Origin of the sequence: Vibrio amylolyticus (assembly GCF_023145695.1) — a bacterium.
Lineage (GTDB): Bacteria > Pseudomonadota > Gammaproteobacteria > Enterobacterales > Vibrionaceae > Vibrio > Vibrio amylolyticus.
This window is the reverse complement of sequence record NZ_JAJHVV010000002.1, coordinates 406,730-426,633: the sequence shown is the minus strand read 5'-3', so window position 1 is coordinate 426,633 and position 19,904 is coordinate 406,730. Positions and strand designations below refer to the sequence as shown.

Sequence of the window (19,904 nt, the reverse complement as noted above, 5' to 3'; positions counted from 1 at the left end):
TATCTGATAGATTAAACCTCATTATCGATATTCAATTCGCATGGACTGCTATATATGGCGTATCAATCTCCACTGACTTTTTCCACAGAACAGCTTTCAATTGCATCGCTTAAAAAGCAGCTTGAGCTATTTTCTGATTATCAAAAAAGTGAATTCCTCTCTCATCACCCGATCAATGATTTAGTGCTTGGTCGCTCAGATTATATGGATTTGCTTTTACATCGCCTATGGAATGAGTATGGATTTGAAAAGCTGCCACATATTAGTTTAGTCGCCGTTGGTGGTTACGGTCGTGGTGAACTTCACCCGCTCTCTGATATTGATATTCTGGTCGTGTCGAAAAAGAGCCTGCCTGACAACCTAGGGGCAAAAGTCAGTGAATTCATCACCCTACTTTGGGATCTTAGGTTAGAAATAGGCCATGCGGTTCGAACTATCGATGAGTGTGCAACGATCGGAAAACAAGACTTAACCGTTGCGACTAACTTGCAGGAAGCAAGGTTGCTATGTGGTTGCGAGGATACCTTCCACCAACTTACTACAACCATCAGCTCTCCATCATTTTGGCCTAGTGATGGTTTCTATAAGGCAAAAATTCAAGAGCAAAAACAAAGGCATGCTCGCTACCACGATACGACTTATAACCTTGAGCCCGATATCAAATCGACGCCTGGCGGCTTAAGAGACATTCACACGTTAAGTTGGGTCGCGAGAAGGCACTTTGGTGCGACCTCACTACTCGAAATGAGCAAATATGGCTTCTTAACCGATGCCGAATACCGTGAACTCGTTGAGTGCCAAGATTTTTTATGGCGTGTTCGTTTCGCTCTACATATAGAGTTAAAGCGCTACGATAATCGCCTTACCTTCGGTCACCAAGCACAAGTCGCAGAGAGTCTTGGGTTCATTGGTGAAGGGAATCGCGGGGTAGAAATGATGATGAAAGAGTTCTACCGCACGCTAAGACGCGTGGCAGAGCTCAATAAAATGCTATTGAAGTTATTCGACCAAGCTATCTTAGAAAACGGTGTGGAGTACGAAGCTGAAATTCTTAGCAACGATTTCCAACGGCGAGGTAAGCTGATCGAGGCAAGAAAGCCAGCGCTATTCCAAGCAAGGCCAGAAACAATTTTAGATATGTTCATCCATATCGCGAACGACTCCTCAATTGAAGGTGTTGCTCCTGCCACCATGAGGCAGCTCAGAACAGCCCGTCGTCGACTCAATAAATTCCTTCATGTGATCCCTGAAGCTCGCGAAAAATTTATGGAGTTAGTCTGCCACCCGAATTGCTTACATAAGGCATTTAGCCTCATGCATAAGCTTGGTGTTCTCGCGAGTTACCTGCCCCAGTGGAGTCAGATCGTAGGGCAAATGCAGTTCGACCTATTCCATGTCTACACCGTTGATGAACACAGCATTCGCTTGCTCAAACATATCAACCGTTTCAGCTACGCTAGTAACCATGATAAACACCCTATCTGTTGTGAAGTCTACCCGAGGCTTCATAAAAAAGAGCTATTGGTTCTTGCCGCGATCTTCCATGATATTGGAAAAGGGCGAAGTGGTGATCACTCTGACATAGGCGCTGTCGAGGCCTACAATTTTTGTATCGAGCATGGCTTATCGAAACCAGAAGCCAAGCTCGTCTCTTGGTTGGTACAAAATCACTTATTAATGTCTGTAACGGCACAACGTCGCGATATCTACGATCCAGAAGTGATCACCGAATTTGCCAAAAAGGTTCGCGATGAAGAGCACCTTGAACTATTAGTTTGTCTTACAGTTGCGGATATTTGTGCAACTAACCCTGAGCTCTGGAACAGCTGGAAGCGAACACTACTGGCTGAATTGTTTTACTCCACTCAACGCGCTTTACGCCGAGGTTTAGAGAACCCAGTTGATGTTCGAGACCGAATTCGTCATAACCAACAACTCTCTTCTGCACTACTTAGGAAGGAAGGGTTTAGTGCTCGAGAAATCGAAGTGCTTTGGCAGCGATTCAAAGCGGACTATTTCCTTCGTCATACTCACAAACAAATCGCGTGGCATTGTACTCATCTTCTAAACCAAACAGACGATAGTAAACCGCTGATCCTGATTAGTGAAAAAGCGACACGCGGAGGCACTGAAGTCTTTGTTTACGCTCGTGACCAAAATGCTCTCTTTGCAACAGTTGTTGCTGAGTTAGACAGACGCAATCTTAACGTCCACGACGCTCAAGTAATGACAAGCAAAGACGGATTCGTTCTTGATACCTTTATGATCCTTGATCAAAACGGAGAAGCCATCGATGCCTCCCGGCACAAAGCCATCATTAAGCACCTTGCCCATGTATTAGAAGATGGTCGGCCAACGAAAATTAAAACTCGCCGTACCCCAAGAAATTTGCAGCATTTTACGGTTAAAACTAAGGTCGAGTTTTTACCGACGAAAAGTAATAAACGTACATTGATGGAGTTCGTGGCGCTTGATACTCCGGGCCTACTCGCCAAAGTCGGTGCAACCTTCGCCGATCTTGAGATCAGCCTACACGCAGCAAAAATCACCACCATAGGAGAAAGAGCAGAAGATCTGTTTATTTTGACGAATGGACAAGGCGGTAGGCTTGATGAAGAAACTCAAAATCAGCTACGTGAAAGATTAGTAGAAAACATTGCCGAGGCTGCGCCAAATTAATCGCGATCTTGCCCACAAGTTGTACAGCTTATTCTACTCGCAGCTATCTACCACGGTTATTGGCTGCTACATTAGTTATGATTTTATCAATTTTACAACACTAATTAGAGGTAGCCTATGTTTCCAAACCTCACAGGCTTAGGTATACAAGAGCCTAAGCAAATTGAGCGTTACTCGTTAAGACAAGAAGCGCACAAGGATGTGTTAAAGATCTACTTTAAAAAGCAAAAAGGCGAACTCTTCGCCAAAAGCGTTAAATTCAAATACCCACGACAAGTTAAAAACGTATTGGTTGATAGTGGTAGTCATCAATATAAAGAAGTAACTGAGATCAATCGAAATCTAACCTTGGTTATCGATGAATTGAATAAGCTGACTAAGCCTGAGAAACTGGCGGAAGTTGATGTAAAAGCAAAAATACTCAAAGACTTGCGTCATCTTGAAAAAGTAGTAGCGAGTAAAATTTCTGAGATAGAGTCTGATTTAGAAAAGTTAAAATAACCTTGAATTGGTTACATTCACGATAATAAAAAGGTTCCCTTAGGTTGCTAGTAACCAGTGGAACCTTTTTTAATATTTAACATTAGGATCTGTTATCAATCTATATACTTACCAGTCGGTATAATTACCAACCAGCGTAAGTGCCTACAAAATAGAGTGATACTGCCGCCATAATACCCGCAACAACATCATCAACCATGATACCGACTCCGCCATCAACTTGCTTATCCAACCAGCCAATCGGCCACGGTTTAACCATGTCAAAGAATCGGAATAAGACAAACCCTGCGACGATCCACTTCCAATCAAAAATGGCAATACCAAGCAATGGCACGACAAGCATGGTGATCCAAAATCCGACAAACTCATCCCATACTATAGAGCCGTGATCGTGCACCTTCATATCATCTGAAGTGATTTGGCAAATCTTAACGCCTATAAAATAGGAGCCTATAATCACGGCAATAAACAACCATAACGGAAGTTGCACCAATAATAGGTAAAAAGGAATAGACGCTAATGTCCCCATCGTACCGGGAATAATAGGTGAAAGACCGCTGCCAAAACCTGTTGCCAATAAATGCCACGGATTTTTTAAAGAAATAAGAGAGATAGGGTTCGTCATTGTTTTACCTTAAAGTGATCATACCCACTAAGTTGCCAATCCACGATTGTACCATTGCTGTGAAGCTCTAACGTACCTTCTGGGCGTATTTGTCCAATACAAGTGACTTTGGTGCCAGTGTGATTCAACACGCTTTCAATTGCACCTTTGTTTTCCTCTGGCACCGTAAAGCACAACTCATACTCTTCTCCGCTCGTTAACGCGTACTGCTGAGCAAGCTCTTCATTTTGAGTAAATTCACGTAACTCTTGCGATATCGGCAATAAGCTCACATCAATGGATGCACCAACACCTGAGCGTTGAAGAATATGGTTTAAATCCGAAATGAGACCATCAGAGATATCAATAGCTGATGAAGCGGTATTAAGTAACGCCTGTCCAACTAAGACACGAGGAGAAGAGAGGTAGTGGCGTGATTCTAATATTGAGGCCCCTTCTTTTTCTCGAAGAGTGTCATCGAGAATCACATCGAGCCCCGCTTTACTATCACCAAGATCACCGGTCACATAAATCCAATCTCCGATTTTTGCACCACTTCGTCTCAGTGCTTGATCTTCTGGGACAAACCCTTGAACCGTTAAAGTTAAACTTAGTGGGCCTTTTGTGGTGTCTCCACCAATTAACTGAATACCAAAATAATCAGCCAATTTGAAAAATGAATCACAAAAAGGAGCTAACCACTCTTCTTTAGGTTCAGGCATGGTTAACGCGAAAGAGACCCACGCTGGTGTCGCGCCCATTGCAGCAAGATCGCTAATATTAGAAGCCAGTGCTTTATGGGCTACCCAACTAGGGTTAGCGCTTTCTAAAAAGTGTGTTCCCGCAACTAAAGTATCAGTGCTAACAGCAATGGAAACATTACTCGGACTTTTTACCAGTGCACAATCATCGCCAGCTGCCAGCAACACATCTTTGCGTCGCGATTGACGACCAACTAAATATTTATCTATAAGGTTAAATTCACCTGACATACCGAAGAACTCTCTTTCAATACGTTAATTTCATTAAATGAAGTGAAAGGCTAAATGCACGGTATAAAAAAGGCCAGCATTAAGCTGACCTCTTTTGACGATAATCCGTTTTTATTTCTTACGGACGTGTGGTGCCGCTTTATCAAGCACACCGTTCACGAATTTGTGGCTATCTTCTGCAGCGAATACTTTTGCAAGTTCAATCGCTTCATTGATAACAACTTTGTAAGGAACATCTTCACGGCGCGTCATTTCGTACATAGCAAGACGAAGCAAAGCCAGTTCCATAAGATCTAAATCCTGCATAGGACGAGATACGAATGGACGAAGTTTGCTGTCCAATTCCATATGACTAAGTGCAACACCAGTCAGTAGGTCGCGGAAGTATGCCACATCGGTTTCTGGTGCGATTAGAGCAGGCTCTGCAGCATGATGCTCTTCTTCATCATACTTACCACCAGATATAAACTGTTCTTCAACTACGGCAACATTTTCTTTGCTAATTTGCCATGAGTAAATTGCTTGTAGAGCAAATTGACGTGCATTACGACGTGCGGCTGGTTTCACACTGGCCCCCATTAGGAATCGATTTCAGAAAGAACGTTGATCATCTCAAGTGCGCTTAGTGCAGCTTCTGCACCTTTGTTACCAGCCTTGGTTCCTGCGCGTTCAATAGCTTGATCGATGGTATCAACAGTAAGGACACCAAATGCGACTGGAAGACTAAACTCCATAGACACCTGTGCCAAACCTTTATTACATTCACTACAAACATAGTCGAAATGAGGCGTACCGCCACGAATAACTGTACCTAAAGATACAATCGCATCGAACTGGCCAGTCTTGGCAACACGTTGAGCAACTAATGGGAGCTCAACTGCACCAGGACAACGCACAACAGTAATGTTGTCTTCGCTAACCTGTCCATGACGTTTTAAAGTATCGATTGCACCAGAAAGCAGGCTTTCGTTAATAAAACTGTTGAAACGAGCTATAACGATAGCAATTTTTGCATTTGGCGCTGGGAAGCCACCCTCGATCACTTTCATAAGCCTTCCTTTAACTATGTTCATCAAGTGAGAATCGCCGGATTCTAGCATAAAACTGTGAGCAATATCTAATAGATATTAAAGTTAATGCTAACCTTCGGCGTGTCTAATATTAAATTTCTGATGGTGATAGGAAATCACCATTATCGCTAAAAAAGGAAGCAAACGCTTCCCTCATAAAGCAAGATCACGCATAAGCTAACTCATGCGCGACTTTTTTATTCACACACGTATTCAACCACATTTAGACCAAAACCACCAAGAGCATGGTAACGTTTTGAGCTAGAAGACAATAAACGCATATCGGTAACACCAAGATCAGAAAGAATTTGAGAACCAACGCCTACGCGACGGGACGTTCCCTGCTTCTTCGCCATGGTTGGAGCTTGGCCTTTATCTTGTGCTTCAAATACTTTGACTTTATGAATCAGTGTTTCCGCTGACTCTTCATTGCCCAAGATAACCAACACACCACCTTCTGAGCCAATACGCTTCATCGCCGCATCTAAGCTCCAGCTTCGTTCCGTTCCGCGATCAGAGTGCAATAAGTCTGTAAAGGTATCATGCAAGTGAACGCGCACGAGAGGTGCTTGCTTACTAAGTTCACCTTTAATCATTGCGTAGTGAATTTGGTTATCAATGGTATCTTTAAAGGTAACCAGTTCGAAATCACCGAACTCAGTTGGGAGTTTACACTGAGCCACACGTTCAATCGTCGTTTCAGTGTTATTACGATATTCAATAAGATCAGCGATGGTGCCTAGTTTTACGTCGTGTTTTTTAGCGAAGACTTCAAGATCAGGGCGACGGGCCATTGTGCCATCATCATTTAAGATCTCAACAATAACGGAAGCCGGCTCTAGCCCTGCTAAACGACCTAAATCACAGCCAGCTTCTGTATGACCAGCACGAGTGAGTACACCACCTTCTTGAGCTGTCAGCGGGAAAATATGCCCCGGTTGAACAAGATCAGCGGCCACCGCATCTTTCGCTACTGCAGCTTGAACGGTAATCGCGCGATCCGCAGCAGAAATACCAGTCGTCACGCCTTCAGCCGCTTCAATCGATACCGTAAAGTTCGTTGTATACTGGGCATTGTTATCCTGAACCATAGGAGGCAGGCCTAAACGCTCACAGCGCTCTTTCGTCATGGTTAAACAGATTAAGCCACGGCCATGAGTCGCCATAAAGTTAATCGCTTCAGGCGTAATATGTTCCGCTGCCATGATCAGATCGCCTTCATTTTCGCGATCTTCATCATCCATAAGGATGACCATCTTACCAAGACGAATGTCTTCAATAATTTCTTGTGGTGTACTGATTGTCATGCTCTGTTCCTGTATTCCTAATTGCAACAAAGTGTTCGTTAAGCAAAACCATTTTGTTGTAAAAATTCCATGCTCAAACGAGACTTAGGCTCTGACTCTTCTTTCTGACCTTGAAGAAGCCTCTCCATATAACGAGCCAAGACATCGACTTCCAAGTTTACTTTTCGTCCAACGTGGAAATCATTAATCGTGGTCTCTTCACCCGTATGCGGAACGATAGTGAGCTTAAACTCATTCTTACGTAAATCGTTCACCGTTAAGCTGATACCGTCAACGGTAATCGAGCCTTTATGTGCCACATACTTTGATAATTCTGCAGGCATAGAAACCCAAAATTCAATCGCTCTACCCACCTGCTGACGGTCAACAATTTCACCCACGCCATCAACATGCCCAGAAACGATATGACCACCAAAACGCGTTGTTGGAAGCATCGCCTTTTCAAGATTCACTTTGTCTCCGGCTTGAGAGTCGGTAAACCCTGTCAGTTTTAACGTTTCTAATGACAAGTCAGCGGTGTAACTGGTTTGATTGAAATCAACGACCGTTAAGCATACGCCATTGGTTGCGATGCTATCCCCTAGGTTTACATCCGACATATCAAGTTTGCCGACATTAACAGTTACGCTAATGTCTTCACCTTTCGGTGTGATTGCCGCCAGAGTACCAACGGTTTCTACAATTCCTGTAAACATACTATTTATCTTTCTTATTGCGTTTATTAAGAGTGGCGACAATTCGAATATCGGGCCCGATTTGACGAACATCTTGAATGGTTAACTCGTGAGTCTCGTTCATTGACTCAAGTCCTAGAGCACCAAAAAGACCGCGACCATCACTACCCATAAGTTTAGGTGCCAAATAAAGGATCAGTTCATCTACTAGCTCAGCCTCGATGAGAGATTTCGCTAACGTGGCCCCCGCTTCAACCCAAAGGTGGTTGATATGATGAGACTCAACCAACGCTTTAAAGGTGGCATTGAGATCGATCTGACCATCAATATTTATTTCTGGCTCGATATCACCTTGATCACTAACCGTTAATACCTTACCTGGCGTATTGAACAGCTTGAGCTGTTCTGTATTACTCGTTAAATGGTTCTGCCTATCAAGAATAACGCGCACAGGTTGACGAAGTTGGGAGTGATCGTACGTCGACTGTATGTCTTGTGGTAAATCATCCCAACGCACGTTCAGCGAGGCATTATCATCAATAACGGTTTTACTGGTCGATAGTATAGCGCAAGACTTAGCGCGATAAGCCTGAACATTTTGTCTCGATTGAGGGGAAGTGATCCACTGGCTAGCGCCATTCGCTAAGGCAGTTTGACCATCTAAGCTTGCGGCCATTTTCAATTGAACGTACGGACGACCTATTTGCATGCGCTTAATAAACGCTGGATTAAGAGCTTGTGCATCTGCTTCTAGTAAGCCGACTTCAACCTCAATCCCCGCTTCTCGCAACATAGCAATACCGCGACCTGCAACCTTAGGGTTAGGATCCTGCATTGCACATACAACGCGCGCAACTTTCGCCTTAATGAGCCCTTCAGCACACGGTGGCGTTCGACCATAGTGTGAACAAGGCTCGAGCGTGACATAAGCCGTTGCTCCAATTGAGCGCTCTCCTGCGTCACGTAGAGCGTGTACCTCTGCATGAGGCTCGCCCGCACGATGATGAAAACCTTCACCAACAACGATGCCATCACGCTCTATAACACAGCCAACATTTGGATTTGGTGCAGTGGTATAGATGCCCTTTTTCGCCAATAAAATAGCACGGGACATCATTTGGAAATCTAAATCAGAGAAATGAAACATAATAGCGGAGCTTAATCTTCTAATTTGGCAATTTCTTCGCCAAATTCTCGAATGTCTTCAAAACTGCGGTATACAGAAGCAAATCGAATGTAGGCGACTTTATCGAGATCTTTAAGCTGATCCATCACTAAATTGCCAATCATTTCACTAGGGACTTCACGTTCACCTGTCGCACGAAGTTGGGACTTAATCATACTGATCGCCAATTCAATAGAATCCGCACTCACAGGACGTTTCTCTAATGCACGTTGAAACCCACCAACCATTTTATCTTCATTAAAGGGTTCACGGTTGCCATTCGTTTTTATCACTTTTGGCATAACAAGTTCAGCGGTTTCAAATGTAGTGAAACGTTCGCTACACGCCAAACACTGGCGACGTCGACGCACCTGATGACCATCAGCAACTAATCTAGAATCAATAACTTTTGTGTCGTTCTCGGAACAGAAAGGACAATGCATATTACCTCCAAGTAATTAACCACAGTGTAACGGAATTACTCTTACGAAGAAAAGTAAAAGGGGCACAAGGCCCCTTTATAATTTCAAAATTTCTGAGATGCCTCAAGCTCGTATTACGGACGAGCTAAATAGTCAGCCTTACCCACCCACTTGTAACTCGTCAGCTCTTCTAGTCCCATAGGACCGCGCGCATGCAGCTTTTGTGTCGATACAGCGACTTCCGCCCCCAAACCAAACTGAGCACCATCAGTAAAACGGGTCGAAGCGTTCACGTACACCGCCGCTGAGCCTACAGAGTTAATAAATAGCTCTGCATTTTTCAAACTGTTGGTCATGATTGCGTCAGAGTGACTAGCGTTATGCACTCGCATATGTGTAATCGCTTGCTCAATAGTATCAACGACCTTAACACCCAACGTATAACTCAACCACTCGGTATCAAAATCGCCCTCTTGAGCAGATCGTACATCTTGAGCTTCACCTAACAGGTCTATAGCATTCGATTCAGCAACAAAACTAACGGTGTCACTCATACGCTCAGCCGCTTTCGATAAGAACGCTTTCGCCACTGCTTTATGAACCAATAAAGTATCTAAAGAATTACATGCAGAAGGACGTTGAACCTTCGAGTTTTCAACAACATTCAACGCTTTATCAAGATCTGCGCTCTCATCGACAAAAATATGGCTGATACCAAAACCGCCTATGATCACAGGAATGGTGCTGTTCTCTTTGCACATTTTGTGCAGCCCTGCGCCACCTCGTGGAATGATCATATCAACATAATCATCGAGTTTAAGAAGTTGAGAAACTAACTCTCGATCTGGTTTTTCAATGTATTGTACTGAAGCCGCGGGTAGTGACGCTTTCTCTAGAGCGGATTGAATCACCTTCACCAGCTCCATGTTCGAGAAAAATGTCTCTTTACCACCACGTAGAATGCTTGCATTACCGGTTTTTAAACACAGTGCTGCGATATCAATGGTCACGTTCGGACGAGCTTCGTAAATAACACCAACAACACCCAGTGGCACGCGACGTCGAGATAAAGACATGCCATTTTCCAGCACTTTACTGTCAATCTCACTGCCAACAGGATCATTTAGGCTGATCACATTACGTACATCGTTAGCAATCCCCGTTAAACGCTCAGGGTTCAGTAGTAATCGGTCTAAGAGCGCATCCGTCAGCCCTGCTTCTCGGCCTAACTGAATGTCTTTTTCATTGGCAGCTAAAATGGTTTCTGCGTTCGCTTCAAGTTCGTCAGCGATAATTGCCAATGCTTTATTTTTTTGTGCGGTTGACGCTGTCGCTAAATGGAAAGCCGCTTCTTTAGCCGCTTGTCCCATAGTATTTAAATCCATTACAAATTCCTCTTTTACTCTTGGATGACAACAAGATCATCGCGATGGATGACTTCTGAGCCGTAGTCGTAGCCAAGAATAGAATTAATATCTTTACTGTGTTTACCGGCAATACGAGATAGATCGTCACTTGAATAGCTAGTGATACCACGTGCGATGAGGTCGCCGTTAGTATTCACGATTCTAGCGACCTCTCCACGAGCAAAGTTTCCACTCGCTTTAATGACCCCTTTAGCCAGTAAACTGCTTCCTTTCGTAATAACAGCGCGTGTTGCACCGTCATCAATAACAATATCACCCAAGGCTGCGGGACCGGCGAGAATCCAACGTTTACGATTTTCTAATGACTCTTCTAACGGTAAGAAACGTGTCCCTTGAGGAACGTCAGTTAAAGAATCAAAAATAACGTTTTCTGCACTGCCTGCTGCTATGATAACTTCAATACCTGCACGTCTCGCGATATCGGCAGCTTGTAACTTAGTCGCCATTCCGCCAGTACCCAGTGTTGTGCCACTGCCACCCGCTATTTTGCGCAACGTCGCATCAATAGTACGAACTTCTTTAATTAATTCTGCATTTGGGTCTTTACGTGGGTCGGCAGTAAACAAACCTTTCTGGTCGGTAAGAAGCAGTAGCTTATCTGCACCACATAAAATACCAACCAACGCTGACAAGTTGTCATTATCACCAACCTTTATTTCACTGGTTGCGACAGCATCATTCTCATTAACCACAGGAATAATGTCATTATCAACTAACGCATTGATGGTATCGCGCGCATTGAGAAAGCGTTCACGATCATCAAGATCCGCACGCGTTAACAGCATTTGACCTATTTTCATGCCATAAATAGCAAACAACGATTCCCAAACTTGGATAAGTTGGCTCTGTCCGACAGCGGCAAGAAGCTGCTTACTCGACATCGCGTTGGGGAGTGCGGGGTAACCTAAGTGCTCACGTCCGGCTGCAATGGCACCAGACGAAACCATTACAATTGAATGGCCAAGTTTTTTTAACTCCGCACATTGACGCACAAGTTCAACCATATGAGCTCTATCAAGAGCTTGAGTCCCACCGGTTAGTACGCTAGTGCCCAGTTTTACAACCACTGTTTTAGGTTGAGCTGAGGTTCCGCTGTGTTGTTTCGTTGTCATGATCTATTTTGATAAAAAATACGTATAAGAGCTGATGTTTTAACAATCAATGCTGAATTTAACAAGAGAAAAGGTGCTAAAAGCACCTTTTTATATCAAGTAGGAAGAATTTTACTGTGATTAGACGAATTCGACAGACTCTTTATGTAGCTCTACTGTCATTTGGAACTTTTCTTCCAACGTTTTGGTCAACTTAGAGTGGAAGTCATCTTGAGTTCGATTTACTTCCGCTATCGCCTTCTTAGGTACAGAAACAGCATCCCAGTTGCCTTCAAGGTTATAGCGACCAACGAAATAATTTGCCTTAAAACTCTGTTCGTTTTGCTCAAGTTCAAGCCACCAGCCCCAAAACTCACGCTCCTCTGGGGATTTTTTATCGTTGACGCAGACAGATAGGCAGTCAAACAGATAACGGCCCTCACTACATTGTGTTTCTCGAAGGTACGGCCCGACAGCTTTTAATGCACTTAGCAAGCGATAATGAGTCGGCAACTTAGTCACTTCGGTCATAGGTGTTACTCCATTCATGATTAGCGATAATATTTTTATAGTTAGCGACTTCTTATAATTATGTGCTAACAAGTATTCCTTTATTATTATATGGTTATTTTTCAACCATATAATTTATGCTTAACCATTAATGGAGAAAAGTCATCTATATAATTCGTCTTCCATCCATTTTATTGCTAAAGCGAGGGATTGCTCATATCCTTCTGAAATTATTTTATTATTTATTTTTCTCGCCTTTCCAAATTGACTATATAGTGCTACTAGTTGATTATCGCTATGGGGAGAAATAGGATCGCCATCAAGACTCATCGCTAAAATTGGCACCTTGGTCTTACGACTCGACACTACGCCTTGCACCTTCAATGACCAAGCCATAAGTTGAGAAGATAAACTATTCACGTCGACAACTGTCTTGCCTACTCTTGATGCTAAAAGGTCTAGATACATCTTAGACATACCCTTAAGCTTCTTTGGCGATGCTAAAAGATCATGAATAGGCGCCCCCAGAGAAACGCATGCTTTAATCTTATCTTGCTCCATGAATGAAAGCCTAACCATCGCATTGCCTCCAAACCTAAAACCCAACAGGCCCACTTTATAATGATCAACCCATGGGATATTCGGTAATTCATCTAATACCGCTTTATGAAGACAAGATGTATCTTCGCTCAATGGATAATGGCTGTTCTGCCCCACGGATGGAAGATCCACCGTTAACATCGCAATATTCTTAGGAGCAAGATGATCTCTAAATAAGCGCCACATATCCGTTTGCAAGCTATCTAAGCCAGCACTAACAATAATCACGGGTTGAGGCTGTAAGGTGTTTTTGGCATGAAGGGTGGCTGATATTTTCTTTTTGCCGTAAGGGATCTTTAATTGCTTAACGACAAAATCACTCTTTTCCGCCGCTTCTGCATAGGTTGTATTGGCTTGCACCTGCGCTTGAAGCGATAAATTGTCATTCTTTAAATGAGGGTAACCAGCAATGCTGTAACATAAAGAGGCTTTAAATAGTTCGTCAGCTCCTTCTTCTCCTTCGAGAGATCTGCCTCGCTTATGATGCTCTGCCGCAAGCTTGCCCCATTCAAACGCCCAGTTTCCACTACGAAAGCCAATAACGGTATCTAGCCAGTGATCATGGGTCCTAGAATGCTGACAAGACGCGATACGCGCCAAGACAGCCTCTTGTTCTATAGGATCAACACCTTGCCACGCCCATTGCATGCGACGTAAGTTACGATACCATGAACCTGAGGCGACTTTTTCGTCCACAAAAGGCTGGCTACTTGGCATATATTGAGTGAGGGAAGAGGTCTCTTTCGCTTGCTTATGCTTAACAAAAAGAGTTTCAGATAAGTTCTTATCGCTTTGCTCTGACATATTGATTCCTAATGGGCAGCTTTAGACGTTTATAAAGGGTAAAAAAAATGACCCATAAGAGGGTCATTTTTCACTATTCACGCTAAGAAGCAATGACTTTACGCTAAGACGCGATTATTTTTGCTTGCGATTGATTGGCTCAGCAAATTGGATAGACATATCCCAAGGCTGCTCAATCCAAGTATCTTGTCCAATATCAACTACGTAGTCATCCAGAAGCTCAACCCCAGAAGGCTTAGCACAGACCGCAATCAGTTTTGCTTTCGGATACATTTCACGAAGCTTACGTGCAGTATCACCGCTGTCTACTAGGTCTTCTACAATTAAGAAACCTTCGCCGTCACCTTCTGGTGCTTTTACAACCGTCATATCACGCTGGTGATCATGATCGTAGCTAGAGATACAAATTGTATCTACGTAACGAATACCAAGTTCACGAGCTAAAATAGCAGCAGGAACTAAACCACCGCGGCTAACACCTAGGATACCTTTCCATTGCTCTGCTGGCATTTGCTTTTCAGCTAGTTGACGGCAGTAAGAGTGCATTGCATCCCAAGTAATAATGAATTTATTGCTCATTGTATAAACCTAATAATTTGAAAAATATGAATTAATTTATTCTACGATGTACTTAATGATAAAGATGGCAGACATAACCCAAACACTTAGAGAAACATCACGACCTTTACCACTCATTGCCTTAATAGCCGCATAGCTAATAAAGCCAAGTGCAATGCCTTCAGCAATAGAGAAAGTCAAAGGCATAAGCAGACAAGTCACAACCACAGGAGCCGCTTCTGTCAGGTCACGCCAATCAATGCTCACCAAACCAGAAAGCATTAAGATCGCCACATAAAATAGCGCGCCTGCTGTCGCATAAGCTGGGATCATACCAGCAAGTGGCGAGAAGAATAATGCAAGAAGGAATAAAATGCCAACAACAACCGCCGTTAATCCTGTGCGACCACCAGCCGCTACACCCGCGACACTTTCAATGTAAGAAGTGGTGTTTGATGTACCTAACAAAGCACCCGCTGATGTCGCTGTAGAGTCAGCAAGAAGAGCGCGGTTTAGGCGAGGGATTTTGCCTGTTTTCTTGTCGATAAGATCCGCTTTTTGAGCAACACCAACTAGGGTGCCCGCTGTATCAAACAAATCAACGAATAGGAACGCGAATACAACAGAGATCATGCCGATTTCAAATACTGCGGAGAAATCAAGCTGCATAAAAGTAGGGGCAATGCTTGGTGGCGCAGATAAAATCCCGCCCCATTGAACATCACCAAATACAAGACCTAGAGCCGTCACTGCTAAAATTGCAATCATTACCGCACCTTTTAAGCCACGGTGCACTAAAGCGATGGTGAGGAAGAATCCAATAGAAGCTAATACAGCTTGCAGTGACGTGATATCACCCATTGATACGAGTGTTGCTGGGTTATCAACCACGATGCCAGCATTTTTTAGACCAATAAACGCTAAAAATAGACCGATACCTGCTGAGATACCGGTACGCAGTGACATTGGAATAGAGTTAATAATCCACTCACGGATCTTAAATATACTTAACAGAATAAATAAAATACCAGAGACAAATACCGCTGCTAGTGCAACCTGCCATGTATAGCCCATGCCAAGCACAACGGCATAAGTAAAGAAGGCATTTAGCCCCATACCTGGTGCTTGAGCAATTGGGTAGTTAGCCACAAAACCCATAATAAAACAGCCAATAGCAGCAGCAAGACATGTTGCTACAAATACTGCGCCGTGATCCATTCCTGCATCAGACAGCATTGCCGGGTTAACGAAAATGATATAAGCCATTGTTAGGAATGTTGTAACACCAGCAATGACTTCAGTCTTCACGTTCGTACCGTGTTCACTGAGTTTAAATAGCCTTTCGAGCATGATCGGATCCTATAAGGGTAAAAAGTAAACGGTTGCGTAATCGATTGGCGTGAATTATAGAGTTATCAATTAACAAATTCCAGATAGAATTATGACTCTAATGAATATTTCCTGAGTGAGATAAGCTAAATAAAGAAAGATTTACAGGAAAAACAGACACAAGCCCTTTATTTTCAATGCATGGAGGAACTGAATAAAAATTGAAGCGATGATGTTTTTTTAAACCATGTTCTAAACTTTCACGTGGATTGATTAACAATCGAGAAAGGAAAGTATGAACAACGATGAATAGAGGTTAAAGGATTGTTCTAATTATAGAAACTAAACGTTAGTGGCGAAGGATTAGACAGTCGTTAAAGTACAGATAAAAAAACGCCACTCAAAAGGAGTGGCGGTTGAATCATTTCAGCTAAATAGCTGTAAAAAAATTCCAATAATAGGGGTGAACAAAACTGTTCAAATAACATGCTTTCGCAGTTATTAGCTAAACCATAAAGTATGGCGAGCTATAGTAACTTTAGTGACGGTTAGCCTAACTCATTAATCGAGCAAGCATTAGTAACCAAAGCTAAATGGGTATACAAAGTCGCTAGTGTAAACATTGCTGTTAGTCCAGAACATTGTAGATGCTAAACCTTTCATAACTATCACCTTAAAATCAATTAAAAATACTGTTTGATTCTCAGTTCCTTGGAGGCGATTAACGGACTCATCCTTTGAGCATTTCTTCTTCAATAACTGAAGATGCAAGCAATATATCACCATGAAATTAAATTACAACAAAAAAGTGACCCGAATCACAAATTAGTGCAATACACTTTATATTCACGCATCATTCGTAATTAAATTACATAACCATCAATAGCCGTGTATAACTCGTGTAAAGACCCGTTTAATAGTGAGATTGAATGTTTACAACCTGTGACGCTAATAAACAATTTCATTACAGGGAAGGCTACACCCAATCTAGTCTGAATGGTATGCTGTGCGACACTAGATCGTAGGTCATATCTAGCTTATCCGACTAACTCAATCGGTCTTTCCAACATAAAGGTATGGCAAATCAATAATAAAGGAGTCATCCGTGTCTGAATTCCACTCTGAAATTAGTAACTTATCACCTGCGCCAATTTGGCAGTTTTTCGATAAGATCTGTTCTATTCCCCACCCTTCAAAGCATGAAGAAGCGCTAGCGCAATACATCATTGGCTGGGCGACTGAACAAGGTCTTGATGTTCGCCGCGATCCAACGGGTAACGTCTTTATCAAGAAGCCAGCAACCGCAGGCATGGAAAATAGAAAGGGTGTTGTTCTTCAAGCTCATATCGACATGGTTCCACAGAAAAATGAAGATACTGACCACGACTTCGTTACAGATGCAATTCAACCGTACATTGATGGTGAGTGGGTAACGGCAAAAGGCACTACTCTTGGTGCTGATAACGGTATGGGCATGGCCTCATGTTTGGCTGTTCTGGCTTCAAATGAACTTAAACATGGTCCGCTAGAAGTACTGCTTACCGTAGACGAAGAAGCAGGTATGACAGGCGCTTTCGGTCTAGAAGCGGGCTGGTTAGAAGGTGAGATCCTTCTTAATACCGATTCCGAGCAAGAAGGTGAAGTCTACATGGGCTGCGCAGGCGGCATTGATGGTTCAATGACGTTTGATATTGTTCGTGAAGAGATCCCTGCGGGTTATGTTACTCGTAAGCTCATGCTTAAAGGCTTAAAAGGCGGCCATTCTGGTTGTGATATTCACACGGGTCGTGCAAACGCCAATAAGCTACTGGCACGATTCCTAGCCGGGCATGCACAAGAACTCGATCTGCGTTTGGTTGAGTTTAAAGGTGGAAGCTTACGTAACGCAATCCCTCGCGAAGGCTTCGTTACTGTAGCTGTTCCTGCTGAGAACCAAGAGAAACTTGCCTCTTTATACAATGGCTACACTGAACTCCTAACTGCTGAACTTGGCAAAACAGAAGACAGCATCGTCACTTTTAATGACGATGTATCTGTAGAGCAAGGTGTTATTGCTCAGGTAGGACAAGCTCAGTTCATTGCAGCATTAAATGCGTGCCCTAATGGCGTGATCCGCATGAGTGATGAGATTGAAGGCGTGGTTGAAACATCACTAAACGTCGGCGTTATCACAACAGAAGAGAACAGCATCACGGTTCTATGCTTGATTCGCTCATTGATTGACTCTGGTCGTAGCCAGGTGGAAGGAATGCTAACTTCAGTGGCAGAACTTGCTGGAGCGAAGATGGCATTCTCAGGTGCATACCCTGGTTGGAAGCCAGATGCTGATTCTGAAATCATGGCGATTTTCCGCGACATGTACGAAGGCATCTATGGTCACAAGCCAAACATCATGGTAATTCATGCTGGCCTAGAGTGCGGCTTGTTCAAAGAACCTTACCCTAATATGGATATGGTCTCTTTCGGTCCAACCATTAAATTCCCACACTCTCCAGATGAGAAAGTAAAGATCGATACCGTTGCTCTGTATTGGCAGCAAATGGTGGCACTGTTAGAAGCGATTCCTGAAAAAGCGTAGCACTAAGCTTCACTTACAATAAAACACAAAGCCGAGTCAGAAGACTCGGCTTTTTTAATTCACTCTATATTTCGAAAGGTAGTTTAGCCAAACGATGCCCAAATAACGGCTGCTACTAACGTAGGGCAAACAAACTTAATATAGGCTGGCCATAGCTTACCGAACCACCCTTGAGTAAATTCAGGGCAACCTTGCTCAATTTCCTTGATTTTGCCATTTCGACTCCAAACCCAGCCACCAAATAGGCAAAACAACAGTGCTGCAAATGGCTGCAAGTACTGTGTTGCAACCATAGCAACTAATCCAAATAGTGCGCCAAAGTTAAACACAATGATTATACTCGCCAACGCTATCAAACCACCAAGGACCCAACTCGTTGCTTTTCGAGGTGTATTGAATCGCTCCCCTACTAATGCGACAGGGCATTCAAGCATAGAAATCGATGAGGTCAATGCAGCGATCGTCAGTAGTAAAAAGAATACGACAGCAAAGAGTTGGCCAAGAAGCCCTAAACTATCAAACATTAAAGGTAAGACCGTAAACACCAACGTATCTGAGTTCAGTAGCGCACCATCTTCAGCATAAATCTGAACGCCTTTCTGCATTGCAACAAACATGGCAGGCATAACAACAAGACCAGCAATAAAAGCAACGCCTGTATCCACTAACGTCACGTTCATCGCCATCTTAGGTAGGTTCTCTTTCTTACTTAGATAAGAGCCGTAAATCAGCATCGAACAGCCACCTATGGTTAAAGAGAAAAAGCCTTGCCCCATTGCCGCTAAAATCAGTTTTCTATCTAATAGTTTTTCAAAATCCGGCACTAAGTAATGCTTCAGCCCTTCCATTGCTCCGGCTTGCATCATGATATAAACAAACAAGAGTAAGAATAGAACCAACAAAGCCGGCATCAAGCGGCGAGACCACTTTTCAATCCCCTGCTTTACTCCGCCTTGAACAATCAAAATAGTCAGAACGTAGAAAGTAATCGTTCCAAATAAATTGCGCTCAACACTAAAGCCCTTAAACCATTCAGTTGCCGCTTCCATACCCAGAAGATCTGTCAAAGCGCCTAATAGGAAACAAATCAACCAACCGCCAACAACACTATAAAACGCCAATACTGCACAAGGTACCGCAAGACCTAACCAGCCAATACCACTACCAAACCTTTTCCCTAAAGGATTACTCGTTAGTGAACGCATGCTATCAACAGGGTTCGCTTGTCCAGCACGACCAATAGCGAGTTCAACAACAAGCATTGGGAAAGCAACGATCAAAATCATGAGCAAGTAAACAAGTAAGAACGCGCCTCCTCCGTTACTCGCAACTTGAGTTGGAAAGCCCCAAATATTACCAAGACCAACCGCTGCACCTGCAGCTGCGAGAATGAATCCAAGACGAGAGCTAAAATGCTCGCGTGGCGATGAAGTTTGCCCAGACATATTACCTTTACCAACGCATCAATAAACTAGTGTGCTAGTACAATAATAACAATACACCTCTAAAACAACACCAGAGAACACTAAGTAACCAAATTTACGAGTAATTCCAGTCACTATCGCTGTAAATATTGCAGTACATCAGTAGATT

Annotated in this window: 18 protein-coding genes; 3 read left to right on the top strand and 15 right to left on the bottom strand. The window is 43.2% G+C overall.

The annotated features are described in order from the left end of the window. Positions 1-54: 54 nt before the first annotated feature. On the top strand, positions 55-2,679 hold the full coding sequence (gene glnD, locus KP803_RS04785) for a bifunctional uridylyltransferase/uridylyl-removing protein GlnD (protein WP_248007692.1): 2,625 nt from the start codon (positions 55-57) through the stop codon (positions 2,677-2,679). A gap of 117 nt (positions 2,680-2,796) precedes the next feature. Next, positions 2,797-3,180 (top strand): DUF3461 family protein, encoded by a 384-nt coding sequence (locus KP803_RS04780; RefSeq protein WP_248007691.1) that lies wholly within the window; start codon positions 2,797-2,799, stop codon positions 3,178-3,180. 124 nt (positions 3,181-3,304) lie between these two features. Here the strand turns inward: KP803_RS04780 and pgpA are convergent, their stop codons facing one another. The 14 genes from pgpA to KP803_RS04710 form a co-directional block, all read right to left on the bottom strand. Further along, positions 3,305-3,805: a phosphatidylglycerophosphatase A gene (gene pgpA, locus KP803_RS04775; RefSeq protein WP_248007690.1), complete on the bottom strand. Its 501-nt coding sequence runs from the start codon at positions 3,803-3,805 to the stop codon at positions 3,305-3,307. Then, the gene (gene thiL / locus KP803_RS04770; protein ID WP_248007689.1) at positions 3,802-4,776 is read right to left on the bottom strand and encodes a thiamine-phosphate kinase; all 975 of its coding nucleotides are present in this window, start codon (positions 4,774-4,776) and stop codon (positions 3,802-3,804) included. Before thiL ends, pgpA begins: the two co-directional genes overlap by 4 nt. A gap of 111 nt (positions 4,777-4,887) precedes the next feature. Further along, positions 4,888-5,355 (bottom strand): transcription antitermination factor NusB, encoded by a 468-nt coding sequence (nusB, locus tag KP803_RS04765; protein ID WP_248007688.1) that lies wholly within the window; start codon positions 5,353-5,355, stop codon positions 4,888-4,890. After that, on the bottom strand, positions 5,355-5,825 hold the full coding sequence (gene ribH, locus KP803_RS04760; protein ID WP_248007687.1) for a 6,7-dimethyl-8-ribityllumazine synthase: 471 nt from the start codon (positions 5,823-5,825) through the stop codon (positions 5,355-5,357). Before ribH ends, nusB begins: the two co-directional genes overlap by 1 nt. 218 nt (positions 5,826-6,043) lie before the next feature. Next, positions 6,044-7,153 (bottom strand): bifunctional 3,4-dihydroxy-2-butanone-4-phosphate synthase/GTP cyclohydrolase II, encoded by a 1,110-nt coding sequence (gene ribBA, locus KP803_RS04755; RefSeq protein ID WP_248007686.1) that lies wholly within the window; start codon positions 7,151-7,153, stop codon positions 6,044-6,046. Positions 7,154-7,191: 38 nt separating this feature from the next. Further along, positions 7,192-7,848, bottom strand: coding sequence for a riboflavin synthase (locus KP803_RS04750; protein WP_248007685.1), 657 nt, complete (start codon positions 7,846-7,848; stop codon positions 7,192-7,194). A 1-nt stretch (position 7,849) separates the two neighbouring features. Then, positions 7,850-8,944 carry a bifunctional diaminohydroxyphosphoribosylaminopyrimidine deaminase/5-amino-6-(5-phosphoribosylamino)uracil reductase RibD gene (ribD, locus tag KP803_RS04745; RefSeq protein WP_427916920.1) on the bottom strand — a complete coding sequence of 365 codons (1,095 nt, stop codon included), beginning with the start codon at positions 8,942-8,944 and terminating at the stop codon, positions 7,850-7,852. A 41-nt stretch (positions 8,945-8,985) separates the two neighbouring features. Then, a complete protein-coding gene (nrdR, locus tag KP803_RS04740; RefSeq protein WP_248007683.1) occupies positions 8,986-9,435 on the bottom strand; it encodes a transcriptional regulator NrdR in 450 nt (149 codons plus the stop codon). A 113-nt stretch (positions 9,436-9,548) separates the two neighbouring features. Then, positions 9,549-10,799, bottom strand: a complete 1,251-nt coding sequence (locus KP803_RS04735; RefSeq protein ID WP_248007682.1) for a glutamate-5-semialdehyde dehydrogenase — start codon at positions 10,797-10,799, stop codon at positions 9,549-9,551. Positions 10,800-10,813: 14 nt separating this feature from the next. Beyond that, positions 10,814-11,953, bottom strand: coding sequence for a glutamate 5-kinase (gene proB, locus KP803_RS04730; protein WP_248007681.1), 1,140 nt, complete (start codon positions 11,951-11,953; stop codon positions 10,814-10,816). Positions 11,954-12,073: 120 nt separating this feature from the next. Then, positions 12,074-12,463: a sigma factor-binding protein Crl gene (gene crl, locus KP803_RS04725; RefSeq protein WP_248007680.1), complete on the bottom strand. Its 390-nt coding sequence runs from the start codon at positions 12,461-12,463 to the stop codon at positions 12,074-12,076. A 141-nt stretch (positions 12,464-12,604) separates the two neighbouring features. Beyond that, positions 12,605-13,846 (bottom strand): esterase FrsA, encoded by a 1,242-nt coding sequence (frsA, locus tag KP803_RS04720; RefSeq protein ID WP_248007679.1) that lies wholly within the window; start codon positions 13,844-13,846, stop codon positions 12,605-12,607. A gap of 114 nt (positions 13,847-13,960) precedes the next feature. After that, the gene (gene gpt / locus KP803_RS04715; RefSeq protein ID WP_248007678.1) at positions 13,961-14,425 is read right to left on the bottom strand and encodes a xanthine phosphoribosyltransferase; all 465 of its coding nucleotides are present in this window, start codon (positions 14,423-14,425) and stop codon (positions 13,961-13,963) included. 36 nt (positions 14,426-14,461) lie between these two features. Beyond that, the gene (locus tag KP803_RS04710; RefSeq protein WP_248007677.1) at positions 14,462-15,754 is read right to left on the bottom strand and encodes an NCS2 family permease; all 1,293 of its coding nucleotides are present in this window, start codon (positions 15,752-15,754) and stop codon (positions 14,462-14,464) included. 1,084 nt (positions 15,755-16,838) lie between these two features. On the opposite strand from KP803_RS04710, the gene KP803_RS04705 reads away from it, so the two are divergent. Beyond that, positions 16,839-18,311 carry an aminoacyl-histidine dipeptidase gene (locus KP803_RS04705; RefSeq protein ID WP_248007676.1) on the top strand — a complete coding sequence of 491 codons (1,473 nt, stop codon included), beginning with the start codon at positions 16,839-16,841 and terminating at the stop codon, positions 18,309-18,311. Between the two features lie 83 nt (positions 18,312-18,394). Here KP803_RS04705 and KP803_RS04700 read toward each other — a convergent pair whose 3' ends face one another. After that, a complete protein-coding gene (locus tag KP803_RS04700; protein ID WP_248007675.1) occupies positions 18,395-19,756 on the bottom strand; it encodes a sodium-dependent transporter in 1,362 nt (453 codons plus the stop codon). Between the last annotated feature and the right edge of the window lie 148 nt (positions 19,757-19,904).